Raw genomic sequence first — 319 nt, forward strand, 5'->3', positions numbered from 1 at the left:
ACCCGTAGCAGGACGAAAAGACCCCGTGGAGCTTTACTGTAGTCTGGCATTGATGCGCTGGCTGGTCTGCGTAGGATAGGTGGGAGCCTTTGAAGCCAGGCTTTTGGGCTTGGTGGAGGCAACGGTGAAATACCACCCTGACTTGCTGGCGTTTCTAACCTCGTGATGCAACACGAGGAACAGTGCTTGGCGGGCAGTTTGACTGGGGCGGTCGCCTCCCAAAGTGTAACGGAGGCGCCCAAAGGTCACCTCAAGACGGTTGGAAACCGTCTGCAGAGCGCAAAGGTACAAGGTGGCTTGACAGCGACACGGACATGTG

General features: G+C 57.1%; 1 other annotated feature.

The features are described from left to right. The first annotated feature begins 35 nt into the window (after positions 1-35). Positions 36-213 (plus strand) — a sequence feature (23S ribosomal RNA rRNA prediction is too short). Positions 214-319 lie beyond the last annotated feature (106 nt).

The sequence above is a fragment of the Deinococcus pimensis DSM 21231 genome, assembly GCF_000519345.1.
Classification (GTDB): Bacteria; Deinococcota; Deinococci; order Deinococcales; family Deinococcaceae; genus Deinococcus_A; species Deinococcus_A pimensis.